This is a genomic window from Comamonas squillarum, assembly GCF_025309455.1.
Taxonomy (GTDB): Bacteria; Pseudomonadota; Gammaproteobacteria; order Burkholderiales; family Burkholderiaceae_C; genus Comamonas; species Comamonas squillarum.
On sequence record NZ_CP104377.1, the window covers coordinates 2149418 to 2161936 of the forward strand.

The following is a 12519-nucleotide window of genomic DNA, read 5'->3' on the forward strand; positions in this document are numbered from 1 at the left end:
GCAGCGGGCGCTATTGTGCGCGATATCTATACGCTCTGCGTAGGGGCAGCGCAGTCCACATATTGACTAGTCGGTAAAAAATGACCGCCTCCTGTGGAAGATTCAAGCCAGAAACAGCTCCTGCAGGTCGCTCAGAAAGTCAAAACCACGCTCTGTGGGGGTGACCTTCTGAAAGTCCAGCTTCACGAGGCCCTTGGCCTCGGCCTCGTGCAAGGCCTTGGCAATGGAGCTGAGCGGCAGACCGGTGCGGTCCAGGTAGTCCTGTAGCGCAAAGCCCTCGCGCAGGCGCAGCGCATTGAGCATGAACTCAAACGGCAGATCGGCGCGCTTGACCTCGTCGTCCTGCGCCAGTGCATTGCCCTGCAAAGCCTGGGTCATGTAACGGGCCGGGTCGCGCAGCCGCACCTGGCGCACCACGCGGTGTGCAAAGCTCAGCTTGCTGTGGGCGCCCGCGCCAATGCCCAGGTAGTCGCCAAACAGCCAGTAGTTGCTGTTGTGCACGCAGGCGTGGCCGGGCTTGGCATAGGCCGATACCTCGTAGCGCTGCATGCCGGCCTGCGCCGTGCGCGCGGTGATCTGGTCAAGCATGGCATAGGCCACATCGTCCTCGGGCACGGCGGGCGGGTACTTCGCAAAAAAGGTGTTGGGCTCGATGGTCAGGTGGTAGATCGAGATGTGCGGCGGCGCAAAGCCCAGCACCTTGTCCAGGTCCCGCGCCAGGTCCTGGGCGGTCTGGCCTGGCAGGGCATACATGATGTCGAGGTTGAAGGTCTCGAAGCTGCTGGCGGCCTCTTCGACGGCGGCCATCGCCTGCGCGCCATTGTGCACGCGGCCAATGGCCTCCAGAAAGCGGTCATCAAAGCTCTGCACGCCAATCGACAGCCGGGTGATGCCCGCGCCGCGAAAGGCCCGAAAGCGGTCCTTCTCGAAGGTGCCAGGGTTGGCCTCCATCGTGATCTCGCAACCCGCGTCCACGCGCAGGCGGGCGCGAATGGCCGAGATCAGCCGGTCAATCGACTCGGGCGAAAACAGGCTGGGCGTGCCGCCGCCCAGAAAAATGCTGTGGATGCTGCGCCCCCAGATGAGCGGCAGGGCCTGCTCCAGGTCGGCGATCAGCGCATCGATGTAGCGCTCCTCGGGCACCGCATGGCGGCCGTCCCGCGCTTCGTGCGAATTGAAATCGCAGTACGGGCATTTCTTGATGCACCAGGGCAGGTGCACATAGAGCGACAGCGGCGGCAAGCTGGGCAGCTGCAAGGTGCCCGGGCGCATGTAATGCTGGATGTCGCGCTGCACCACCTGCTCAGAAGGCTGCGCCGCTTGCAGCGGAATATGCACCGCCATCTCAGTCCTTGGGGGCAGCGGCCACCATCGGCGCGCCGGTCAGCCAGCTGTCACGCAGCAGTGCCATCATCTGGCGCGAGGAGCGGCCCCGGTGGCTGTGCGCATGCTTGACCTCGGTGGCCATCTGCGCAAAGGTCATTCCCAGTGCGGGAATCAGCAGCACCGGGTCAAAGCCAAAGCCGCCCTCGCCCAGCGGCTCGGTCGTGATCTCGGCGGCCACGCGGCCGACGGCCACCAGCGGCTCCGGGTCCTTGGGGTGGCGCACCGCCACCAGCGTGCTCACCATGGCCGCGCGGCGGTCGGTGACGCCCTGCATTTGCTCGAGCAGCGCGCGCACATTGTTGGCATCGCTTTTGTCGTAGCCAAACTGCGTGCAGTAGTAGGCGGTATCCACCCCGGGCAGGCCGCCAAAGGCTGCCACGCACAGGCCGGCATCATCGGCAATCGCGGGCAGTCCGGTGCGCTCGGCGGCAAAGCGGGCCTTGCTCAAGGCGTTTTCCAGGAAGGTGCCATAAGGCTCGGGCGCCTCGCCCTCCATCAACGCGCCTTGGGGCACCAGGCTCACGCCCAGGGGCTCGAACATGGCCTGCAGCTCGGCGAGTTTGCCCTGGTTGTTGGAAGCAAGAACGATTTTCATGGGTCGGCACCAGCGGCTGCGCCGGGATCCCCGGGCAGCCCGCTGCTTTTTTGAGAACGGTAAAAACAGGCCTGGCGGCCTTGCGCCGCCATGCCAGGACAGGCTGAATTATCGGACCAGCGACAAAACGCAGTGCGTGCCGGGCTTATGCGGCCGGGGCGTCGGGCTTGGGCGGTGCCTGGTCACCAGCCTCAGGGTCAGGCGCTGGCGGCAAGGTGTCGCTCACCGGGTCTTCGGATTCAAAGCGCTCGGCACCGGGCATCTCCCACTCCATCGCCACGGCCGTGACGTTGTCGCTGGTCGCCCCCGCCTTGCGCAGCGCGGCATCGATCAGGTCGGGAATGGCGCGCGAGACCGACTTGTTGGCCAGCTCGCGGGCAATCACGGTCTCGGAGACGCTGCTCCAGAGGCCGTCGGAGCACAGCATGATGCGGTCGCTGCGGTGCATCTCGGTGGGGCCGGCCACATCGAAGAACGGACGCGAGGGGCTGCCCAGGCAGGTGAACAGCACATTGCGGTTGAAGCGGTCGGGGTTGATGCTGGTCACGCCCGAGCCGCGCAGCTCCATATAGGAGTGGTCGCGCGTGCGCGCCAGCACCTTGCCGCTGCGCACCAGGTAGAGGCGCGAGTCGCCGCAATGCACCCACCAGATATTGCCATCCTGCACCACCGAGGCCACCAAGGTGGTGCGTGGCGGGTCATCCATATTGTTGGCAATCGCGTACTTGAGGATGTTGTGGTGCGCCGAGAGCAGCGCGTTCTCGAGGAACTCGGCCGGGTCTTCCAGCTTGGGGCGCGCCAGGCGCTGAAAATCCAGCGACACCGTCTGCAAGGCCAGTTGTGCGGCCACTTCCCCTTCCGGATGCCCTCCCATGCCATCGGCCACGACAAACAGACAGGCTTCCTTGGTATAGCTATACCCCATCCTGTCTTCGTTTTTTTCCCGCCCGCCCTTGCGGCTGAGCTGGAAGACCGAGAACTTCATTTGGTTTGGCCTCCGCCCACGCGCTTTTTGGTATCGCTGACCAGCGAATCAATCGACATACGAACCTTCTCGGAGACGCTCAGTTTGGTATAGCGGCGCTCGTCTTCGCGCGCCAGCTCTTTTTGTAATAGGAACACCGATTGGGGCCGGGCCTGGGGGTCAAGCGCCATGCACCACTCCACCAGCTCGATCAGGTTGTCCGAGTACACGCCGCGCACCTTGGACATGGCCAGGCTCAGGCGGTCCTTTTCCTGGCGCTTGGGCGCATCGTTGGGCGGAATACCCTGCATGCAGGCGTAGATGCAGGCACCGATCGCATAGATATCGGTCCAGGGGCCCAGCGACATATCGCGGCGGTACATCTCGGGCGCGGCAAAACCGGGCGTGTACATGGGGCGGACAAAGTTGCCCTCCTTGCTCAGCACCTCGCGGGCAGCGCCAAAGTCGATCATCACCGCCTTGTTGTCGTCGGTGATGAAGATGTTGGCCGGCTTGATATCGAGGTGAAGCATCTTGTGCTGGTGCACGATGCGCAGACCGCGCAGCACCTCGTCGAACAGCGAGCGGATCGTGGACTCGCGGAAGACCTTGGCTTCCTTGAGATCGCGGGCGGTGACGACAAAATCCTGCAAGGTGGCCCCTTGCAGGTAGTTCATCACCATGTAGACGGTGTCGTTCTCGCGGAAGAAGTTGTATACGCTGACGACCGAGGAGTGCGAGATCTGGGCGAGCGCGCGGCCCTCTTCAAAGAAACTCTTGAGGCCCAGGCGGTACAGCGACAGCTTGTCGGGCTCGATGCTCGGCGACAGCGACCCCGGCGCACGGGTGGCCAGGCTGGACGGCAAATACTCCTTGATGGCGACTTGCTGGCCATCGGGCGCCAGCGCCAGATAGACCACCCCGAACCCCCCCGCCGATATGCGCCGCACGATCCGGTAGCCACCGATGACGGTATTGGCTGGTAGCGGCGCAGGCTTTACTTTTGACATAGTTTGATGAACAACGCAGGTATATGAGAAGCCTGATAATGAGCGCGATTGCAAGCAACCTCATACAGTCCTATGCCAGTTTACAGCATGACAGGCTATGCCTCTGTCCAGCAAAGCATCCCACCTGACGGTGACAACAATGCTCCCTCCCTCTGGCGCGTCGGACTGGAAATTCGCTCGGTTAACAGCCGTTTTCTCGATTTATCTTTCAAGCTTCCGGAAGATCTCAGAAGCTGCGAACCACAGTTACGCTCTCTGGTAGATAATAGTCTCAAGCGTGGCAAGGTGGAAGTACGTGTACTGATCAACAGTGAACAGGCTTCCAGCGTGCCCGTCGCCTCGCCCCGCCTGCTCCAGCAGCTGGGCAGCTTCCAGGACACCGTCAAGGCCTGGATGCCAACGGCCCAGCCCTTCACTGTGGCAGAAGTACTACGCCTGAGCGGCAGCGGCAGCATCGAGCTGCCCGAGAACTGGGCCGACAATGTGGCCGCGCTGTGCCAGCAAGCCCTCAAGACCCTGCTCGACGCCCGCCAACGCGAAGGCAAGCGCCTGGCCGACATGCTGCAAGACCGCATCAAGCAGCTGCGCCAACTGGCCGAACAGGCCGAGCCCCTGATCCCCGAGCTGGTCAAACAGCAAAAGCAGCGCTTTTTGGAGCGCTGGCAAGAAGCGATGGCGCTGAGCGCCGGCAGCGTCTCGCCCGAAGCGGCCCAGGACCGTGCGCTGACCGAAGCGACCTCCTTTGCGATCCGCATCGATGTGGCCGAAGAACTCACCCGCATGCGCTCGCACCTGGAAGAAATCAGCCGCCTGCTGACCAAGGGTGGCGATATCGGCAAGCGCCTGGACTTTCTGATCCAGGAGCTGCACCGCGAGGCCAACACCTTGGGCTCCAAGTCCGCTGCGCTGGATCTGACCCGCATCAGCGTGGACATGAAGGTCCTGATCGAGCAGATGCGCGAACAAGTGCAAAACATCGAATAAGAAGCCAGAGTCTCTCTATGGAATACCCCGGAAACCTCTTTGTCGTCTCAGCCCCCAGCGGCGCGGGCAAGTCGTCCCTCGTCAAGGCCCTCCTCGAGCTCGACTCGCAAGTCTTTCGCTCCATCTCCCACACCACGCGCTCGCCGCGTGGCCAGGAAAAGCATGGGCGCGAATACTACTTCGCCTCGCGCGATGACTTCGAGCGCATGATTGCCTCCAATGCGTTTGTCGAATGGGCCAATGTGCATGGCAACCTCTACGGCACCTCCAAGAAGGCCATCGAGGAGCGCCTGGCCAAGGGCACCGATATCGTGCTGGAGATCGACTACCAGGGCGCTTTGCAGATCAAGCAAAGCTTCCCCCACGCCGTGCTGATCTTCATCCTGCCACCCAGCTGGGAAGAGCTGCGCTCGCGCCTGGAGAACCGCGGCGAGGACGCCTCCGACGTCATCGAAAAGCGCCTCACGAACGCGCGCGAGGAGATGGCGCAGGTCCACAAATTCGACTTCGTTATAATTAACGAATTGTTCGAGCGCGCTTTGTTCGATTTGAAGGCCGTTGTACATTCACAACGCTTGCGCTATTCGGCCCAAAAGCGTGTTCGCAGCGAAATATTCTCGTCACTCGACATCCCTGTTACCCTGGAGAACTCCTGATGGCCCGCATCACCGTTGAAGACTGCCTCGACAAAATCCCTAACCGCTTCCAACTGGTTCTGGCCGCTACCTACCGCGCCCGCATGCTGAGCCAAGGCCACACGCCCAAAATCGAAAGCCGCAACAAGCCGGCCGTGACCGCGCTGCGCGAAATCGCTGCAGGCAAGGTAGGCCTGGAAATGCTGAAAAAAGTACCCGGCTAAGCCCCTGCTTATGCAACAAAATGGCACCGAATGGCGGTGCCATTTTTCTTGGTATTCACACAAATTTGTCATCGCACGCTACAGTTAAGGCGTGAAGTCCGTGTCCATCCCCTCCGCACCCGCCCAAGTCTCTGGCGTCATCGCTACCGCCGCAGCCAAGCCTGCCATGTCGTATCCGGTAGTGGTGAGTGCCTACGCCGAATTTCTGGAGAAGCTCGACTACCTCGGTGAAGCAGATCTGGCCCTGGTCGAAGAAGCTTTTGATTTCGCAGCCAAGGCCCACACCGGCCAGTTCCGCAGCAGTGGTGACCCCTACATCACCCACCCCATTGCGGTCGCCGAGATCTGCGCGAGCTGGAAGCTCGACGCCCAGGCGCTGATGGCCGCGCTGATGCATGACGCGATGGAGGACTGCGGCGTCACCCGTGATGACATTGCGCGCCAGTTTGGCGACACGGTGGCCGAGCTGGTCGATGGCCTCACCAAGCTGGACAAGCTGCAGTTCAACTCGCGCGAAGAGAACCAGGCCGAGTCGTTCCGCAAGATGCTGCTGGCGATGGCGCGCGATGTGCGCGTCATCCTCGTCAAGCTGGCTGACCGCACCCACAACATGCGCACCATGTCCGACATGCCGCGCAGCAAATGGGGACGCATCTCGACCGAGACCATGGAGATCCATGTGCCCATTGCCAACCGGCTGGGCATCAACCGGGTCTACCGCGAGCTGCAGGACCTGGCCTTCAAGCACCTCTACCCCTGGCGCCATGACACGCTGGTCAAGGCGCTGGGCCGCTCGCGCAACCGGCGCAAGGACGTGGTCCAGAAGATCCATGCCGAGGTCGATTCGGCCTTTGCCAAATCCGGCATCAAGATCCGCCTGGGCAACCAGGAAAAAACACTCTACGCCATCTACAAGAAGATGGATGGCAAGCGCCTGTCGTTTGCCCAGGTGACCGACTCGTACGCAGTGCGCGTCATCGTGCCCAACCTGATCGACTGCTACACCGCGCTGGGCGTGCTGCACCAGGTGTTCCGCCCCGTGCCCTCCAAATTCCGCGACTACATCGCCAACCCCAAGTCGAACGGCTACCAGTCGCTGCACACCACGTTGGTCGGCCCCTCGGGCGTGAGCATGGATTTCCAGATCCGCACCGAAGACATGAACCTGGTCGATGAGTACGGCGTGCTCACACACTGGATGATCCAGGCGCGGGCCATGCCCAACGGCGAGCAGCTGGGCAACAAATGGGTGCAGTCGCTGCTCGACATCCAGGATGAGACACACGACGCCCATGAGTTCTGGGACAACGTGCGCGTGGACCTGTTCCCCGACTCGGTCTATGTGTTCACGCCCAAGAACCAGATGCTCACCTTGCCCCGGGGCGCGACCGTGCTGGACTTTGCCTACGCGATCCACTCCAATGTGGGCGAGCGCACGCAAGGCGCGCGCATCAACAACGAGCAGGTGCCGCTGAGCACCGTGCTCAAGAGCGGCGATGTGATCGAGATCTCGACCTCGCCCGATGCCGCGCCCCATCCCTCCTGGCTCACGATTGTGCGCACGGGCCGCGCCAAGTCCAAGATCCGCTACTACCTCAAGACCCAGGGCCAGAACGAGACCGCTGCGCTGGGCGAGCGCCTGCTCTTGCAGGCGATGCGGGCCGAAGGCATCTCGCAGTTGCCCGAAGACAAGGCCGTCTGGGACAGCCTGCTCACCCGCCTTGAAGCGCGCAACAAGGTGGAGCTGTTCAACGACATCGGCCAGGGCAAGCGCATTGCCGTGTTTGCCGCCAAGCAGGTGGTGGACCTGCTGGCCGAGCAAGGCCAGCGGCCGGACGCTGTGCTGCTGAGCCAGGAGCGCTTCAAGACCGGCGCCAGCACCGCCACCGCAGCGCTGGTGCTTGATGGCTCACCCAATGCCGCTGTCAAATACGCCAAATGCTGCCGCCCCGTGCCGGGCGACCCGATTGCCGCCCACCTGGACCGCAATGCCGGCCTCGTGGTGCACAACGCCCAGTGCGCCGTCTGCAAGCGACTGCTGGCCAAGGATGCCGAGCATTTTGTCGATGTGGAATGGGCCGATGAGCCCGCCAGCGAGTTCGACACCGGCGTCGTCGTCACCATCAACAATGGCAAGGGAGTGTTGGGCAAGATTGCCGCCGAGATTGCCGCCATGGGCTCGGACATCACCCACATCACGATGGATGACGAAGTGGCGATGGACACGATGGCGCTGCGCTTTGTGCTGACCGTCAAGGACCGTGCCCAGGTTGAGCTGCTGCTGCGCCAGCTGGTCAAGCTGCCCTATGTGCTGCGTGCGCACCGGGTGCTGCCCGTCGCCTGAGCTCCTCCCGATAGCGATCGGGACAGCCCCCCAACAACAGCGCGCCTTAAAGGCGTGCTTGTATTTTGAGAACGGGCTATTTCAAGAGGTCCCCGGCTCCGGGTACTGCACACCCAGCACCTCCAAAACCCGCATCCCGCCGGGCGTGGGCAGCTGCACCTCATCGCCAATGCGGGCCTTGAGCAGCGCCCGCGCAATCGGGGCCACCCAGCTGACCTGGCCCCGGCTGGCATCGGCCTCGTCGATGCCCATGATGGTGATCGACTCCTCGCTGCCATGCTGGTCGCAGTAGTGCACCGTCGCCCCAAAATACACCTGGTCGCTGCCGTGGTGCACCCCCGGGTCCACCACCTCGGCCGCCTCCATGCGCTTGGTCAGAAAGCGGATACGCCGGTCAATCTCGCGCAAGCGCTTCTTGCCATACAGGTAGTCGCCGTTTTCCGAGCGGTCGCCATTGCTCGCCGCCCAGTGCACCACCTCCACCACCTTGGGCCGCTCATCATCGATCAGTTGCAGCAGCTCCTGCTCGAGCGCGCGGTAGCCCCCGGGCGTGATGTAGTTCTTGCCGCCAGCAATCTTGGGCAGCTGCGGCAGGTCATCATCGTCGTCGTTGTCTGTCTCTTTGGTAAAGGCCTTGTTCATCCTGCTATTTAAACAAAGATTGGCGAAGGCTCCCACTAGAAAGAAAAAAGCCTGCCACTGCCGTGGCAGGCTTGCCGTCTCAGGGGAGGCCGCTTTGCTTACACCGCCTGGCCCACGTTGGCCTGCGCAGCACCACCCAGCTCTGGCGGGTGGGTGACGATGCTGCGCAGCGCGGGCCGGGGCTGGGCCAGTGCTGCCAGGTCGGGGCGGGGGCGGGCAAAGTCGCTGTTGTGCAGGCCCAGCTTTTCGACTGCCGCCGCCATCGCCAGCAGGCGCCCGTCCTGGTGCAACGGGCCAATCATCTGCAGGCCAAAAGGCATGCCCGCCTCGTCACGGCCGCAGGGCAGCGACAGCGCAGGGTTGGTCGCCAAGGTCACCACATAGGTCAGGCTCAGCCATTCGTAGTAGTTGCGCTGGGTCTTGCCCTCCACCTCCTGCGCATAGAGCTGCTGCCAGGGGAAGGGCGACAGGGGAGTCACCGGTGCCAGCACCAGGTCGTATTGCTCGAATGTGCGCTGGAACATGCGCTGGATGCGCGTCTGCGCCAGATGCGCCCAGGCCCGGTCGCCCAGGCTGATGCTCGCAGCCATCTCGACATTGGCCCGCACATTCGGGCCCAGGGTCTCGGGGGCGGTGCGGTAGATATCGGCAAAGGCGGCGACAAAGCTCTCGGCGCGGATGATGTCAAAGCAGCGGTGCGCTTCTTCCAGGTTCCAGGGCAAGGCGTCCATGCAGGCCACCTCACCGGCCAAGGCCTGCACGCGCTTTGCAAAGGCACGGCGCACCACCGGGTCGACCGCGCAGGTGCCAAAGTCCTCGGTATAGGCCACGCGCAGGCCGCGCAGGTCCATCTCGGGCACGGGCCAGACGGGCGCATGGCTCACCCCCATGCTCAGCGGATCCATCGGGTGCGGGCCCATGCTGGCCTGCATCATCAGCGCGGTATCGGCCACATCGCGACCCATGGGGCCGAGCACCGAGATGGCCGACCAGCCCAGCGGCCGGTCGTCATTGGCGATCAGGCCCGGCGAGGGGCGCAGGCCGACCACGCCGCACAGCGCCGCCGGAATGCGCAGCGAGCCGCCGGTGTCCGAGCCGGTGCACAGCGGAAACATATCGGTGGCCAGCGCCGCGGCCGAGCCGCCCGATGATCCCCCGGCATTCAGATCCGGGTTGAAGGGATTGCCCGTAGCGCCCCAGACCGGGTTGCGGCTGTTGGCACCTGCGCCCATGTCGGGCGTGTTGGTCTTGGCCGTCACGATCGCGCCCTGGCCGCGCAGCCGGGCCACGAACGCATTGTCCTTGCCCGGCACATGGCCGCGCAGCCGCACATTGCCGCTGGTGGTCAGCAGGCCTTCGGTGGCCTGCAAGTCCTTCACGCCCAAGGGCAGGCCATGCAAGAGCGGCAGCTGGCTGCGCCGCCCCACCTGCGCTTCGGCCAGTTGGGCGGCAGTACGGGCACGCTCAAAATCGGTGGCGCAGAGCGCATTGACCGCCGGGTTGAGCGCCTGCATGCGGGCGATGCAGTCATCGAGCAGTTCGACCGGCGAGATCTGCCGGCTCTGGATCAGGCTGCGCAGCTCGACGGCGCTGTGTTCTACCAAACTCATTGTGTGGCCAATCCCAGTTTGTCGATCAAAGGCTTCCAGACAGCGATGTCGCGCTCGGCAAAGCCCAGCACATCGGCAGGTTGGCTGCGCATCAAGGTCACACCCATCTTGTCCATGCTGTTGGCATAGACCGGGTCGCTGTAGCACTGGTTGGTCGCGTCGTTCAAGGCCTTGACCACCTCCGGCGGCGTGCCCTTTTTGGCCACGACCGCAATCCATGACGGCCGCGCCAGCACGGCCGGCCCACCGGCCTCGGCAATGGTCGGCACATCGGGCAGCACCGCCGAGCGCTGGCCGGCGAAAATCGCCAGCGGCACGAGCTTGCCGGCCTTGACCTGGGGCGCGGCTGTGTTCAACACCAGAGTCATCGCCTGGATCTGCTGGCCCATCAAGGCCGTCAGGCCCGCGCTCTCGCCGACAAAGGGCACATGGGTGGCGGGCCAGTGCATCGCATCGGTCAGCGCCGTGGTCAGCAAATGCGCGGGGCTGCCCTTGCCGGGCGAGCCAAAGTTCAGCCCGCCGGCCTGGGACTTGGCGACCTTCTCCAGGTCGGCGAGTTTGTGGATGCCCGCGCCCGCCGGCACCACCAGCACCAGCGGCGATGAGCCAATCATCGCGACACCGGCAAAGTCCTTGAGCGGGTCATAGGGCACCTGCTGGTGCACATAGGGCGTGATCGTCATCTGCGACATGCCGATGGTCATGGCAAACGCGCCATCGGCCGGCTGGCCCTTGAGGTAGTTGATGGCCAGGATACCGTTGGCGCCGGGCTTGTTCTGCACAACCACCGGCCGCCCCATCAGCCGCCCGGTGCATTCGCCCCAGGCGCGGGTCATCGCGTCCGATCCGCTGCCTGGCGGTTGCTGCGCGATCACCTGCAGCGGGGTCTGGGCGGCGGCGCCAAGGGCCCAGGCCGACAGGCCACAGGCAAGAAGGGTTGCTCTGATCAAGGGGTCACCTCGCTGGAAAAAGATTGAAGAAGGACAGACAGCTGCTGCAGTTGCTGCTCAATCGCAGCCGGGCTGGAGAACGGCGCGAGCACGCCCAGGCCGCGCAGGCAGGACAGCACCAGCTGAAAGCGCGCTTCAGCGGCGGGCCCACCGGCCCATTCGGGAAAGCTGCGCAGCATGCGCAGCAGCAGCTTGTCGTTGATCGGGGCGCGTGCGGCCTGGATATGCGCCACCATCGCGGCGTCGGCACGCACTGCTAGGTAGGCCTCCCAGGCCACCGCAAAGCGGGGCTGGCCATACAGCCGCCGCCAGGCCTGTTGCACAAAGTGGTCGGCGCGCCGCTGCAGGGGCCAGTGCGGCGCTGGCCAGAAACTGTCGTCGGTGTCGATCTGCTGCACCAACCGCTCAATGATCTGCAGCATCAGCGCGGCCTTGGACGGGAAATGGTGCTGCACCGCTCCGGTCGTCATGCCCGCGATACGGGCCACCTCATGCATCGACAGGCTCGCAAGCCCCTTGGCTTGCATCACCTCGAGCGCAGCATCCATCAGCCGCTCACGCGTCTGTTCACTTTTGATCTGATGCAGGTTGGGCACAACAGGGGGGTCTCCTGAAATACATTATGCGTGTAATGTAATTTGGCAGACATCCGGGTTTGGCCTAGGAGAGAGAGAGACGCCAAGTCTGCGGTCTATCCGCGCTGCATCAAAGGGATGAGGCCCCTCTTCCTCCTTGTCAAAATGCGCAGTGATGGCCGCTTGCCCAACAGCGCACCGGCCTCAAAAGAGATTCGGAAGCACCGCCAGCTCGGCCAGAAACGCCTGCATCTGCGGGCTGGCCTCTTCACCCGGCGCCAGCAAGCCATGCTTGTGCGCCAGTTGCCGAAACACCGACGCGGCGGCCAGCTGCGGCAACGCGGCAGCACCGTCTTCCTCCTCCCAGGCATCGCTCAGGTTGTCATGGGCTACTTCAATCATGCGAACTCCTCTCTTCTTGTGGGCAGCCAACGCAGAGCTTCGTTTACAGCTGCTGCCGGATGGCGACATCAAGCCTAGCCAGTTTATCGAAAATGCTGTATGAATATACAGTATTTTTATATCGCCATCGAAGGCACTAGGGTGAGCTCTATCACCACTTTCAGGGATTGACACCGTCTCGCACACATCGCACATTTA

Annotated in this window: 13 protein-coding genes; 4 read left to right on the forward strand and 9 right to left on the reverse strand. The window is 63.4% G+C overall.

What is annotated here, in order from left to right; genetic code table 11:
* Positions 1-102 precede the first annotated feature (102 nt).
* The 4 genes from hemW to N4T19_RS10070 all read right to left on the reverse strand — a co-directional run bounded on the left by hemW (position 103) and on the right by N4T19_RS10070 (position 3955).
* On the reverse strand, positions 103-1344 hold the full coding sequence (hemW, locus tag N4T19_RS10055) for a radical SAM family heme chaperone HemW (RefSeq protein ID WP_260720120.1): 1242 nt from the start codon (positions 1342-1344) through the stop codon (positions 103-105).
* Position 1345: 1 nt separating this feature from the next.
* Complete coding sequence (locus tag N4T19_RS10060; RefSeq protein WP_260720121.1) at positions 1346-1981, reverse strand: non-canonical purine NTP pyrophosphatase; 636 nt, start codon at positions 1979-1981, stop codon at positions 1346-1348.
* A gap of 145 nt (positions 1982-2126) precedes the next feature.
* On the reverse strand, positions 2127-2966 hold the full coding sequence (locus tag N4T19_RS10065; protein WP_116927175.1) for a PP2C family protein-serine/threonine phosphatase: 840 nt from the start codon (positions 2964-2966) through the stop codon (positions 2127-2129).
* A complete protein-coding gene (locus tag N4T19_RS10070; RefSeq protein ID WP_021026330.1) occupies positions 2963-3955 on the reverse strand; it encodes a serine/threonine protein kinase in 993 nt (330 codons plus the stop codon). Before N4T19_RS10070 ends, N4T19_RS10065 begins: the two co-directional genes overlap by 4 nt.
* Before the next feature lie 72 nt (positions 3956-4027).
* Here N4T19_RS10070 and N4T19_RS10075 point away from each other — a divergent pair, with 72 nt between their 5' ends.
* The 4 genes from N4T19_RS10075 to N4T19_RS10090 all read left to right on the forward strand — a co-directional run bounded on the left by N4T19_RS10075 (position 4028) and on the right by N4T19_RS10090 (position 8142).
* Complete coding sequence (locus N4T19_RS10075; RefSeq protein ID WP_116927174.1) at positions 4028-4939, forward strand: YicC/YloC family endoribonuclease; 912 nt, start codon at positions 4028-4030, stop codon at positions 4937-4939.
* 17 nt (positions 4940-4956) lie between these two features.
* Positions 4957-5595: a guanylate kinase gene (gmk, locus tag N4T19_RS10080; RefSeq protein WP_116927173.1), complete on the forward strand. Its 639-nt coding sequence runs from the start codon at positions 4957-4959 to the stop codon at positions 5593-5595.
* On the forward strand, positions 5595-5798 hold the full coding sequence (gene rpoZ / locus N4T19_RS10085; RefSeq protein WP_021026333.1) for a DNA-directed RNA polymerase subunit omega: 204 nt from the start codon (positions 5595-5597) through the stop codon (positions 5796-5798). The genes gmk and rpoZ overlap by 1 nt, the downstream gene beginning before the upstream one ends.
* Positions 5799-5964: 166 nt before the next feature.
* Complete coding sequence (locus N4T19_RS10090; protein ID WP_260720282.1) at positions 5965-8142, forward strand: RelA/SpoT family protein; 2178 nt, start codon at positions 5965-5967, stop codon at positions 8140-8142.
* Between the two features lie 81 nt (positions 8143-8223).
* Here N4T19_RS10090 and greB read toward each other — a convergent pair whose 3' ends face one another.
* The 5 genes from greB to N4T19_RS10115 form a co-directional block, all read right to left on the reverse strand.
* Positions 8224-8784 (reverse strand): transcription elongation factor GreB, encoded by a 561-nt coding sequence (gene greB / locus N4T19_RS10095; protein ID WP_116927172.1) that lies wholly within the window; start codon positions 8782-8784, stop codon positions 8224-8226.
* A 98-nt stretch (positions 8785-8882) separates the two neighbouring features.
* A complete protein-coding gene (locus N4T19_RS10100; protein ID WP_182343078.1) occupies positions 8883-10394 on the reverse strand; it encodes an amidase in 1512 nt (503 codons plus the stop codon).
* A complete protein-coding gene (locus N4T19_RS10105; protein WP_260720122.1) occupies positions 10391-11344 on the reverse strand; it encodes a Bug family tripartite tricarboxylate transporter substrate binding protein in 954 nt (317 codons plus the stop codon). The genes N4T19_RS10100 and N4T19_RS10105 overlap by 4 nt, the downstream gene beginning before the upstream one ends.
* Positions 11341-11940: a TetR/AcrR family transcriptional regulator gene (locus tag N4T19_RS10110; protein ID WP_116927170.1), complete on the reverse strand. Its 600-nt coding sequence runs from the start codon at positions 11938-11940 to the stop codon at positions 11341-11343. The genes N4T19_RS10105 and N4T19_RS10110 overlap by 4 nt, the downstream gene beginning before the upstream one ends.
* Before the next feature lie 183 nt (positions 11941-12123).
* Entirely contained in the window at positions 12124-12321 is a 198-nt protein-coding gene (locus tag N4T19_RS10115) for a hypothetical protein (RefSeq protein ID WP_260720123.1), read from the reverse strand.
* Positions 12322-12519 lie beyond the last annotated feature (198 nt).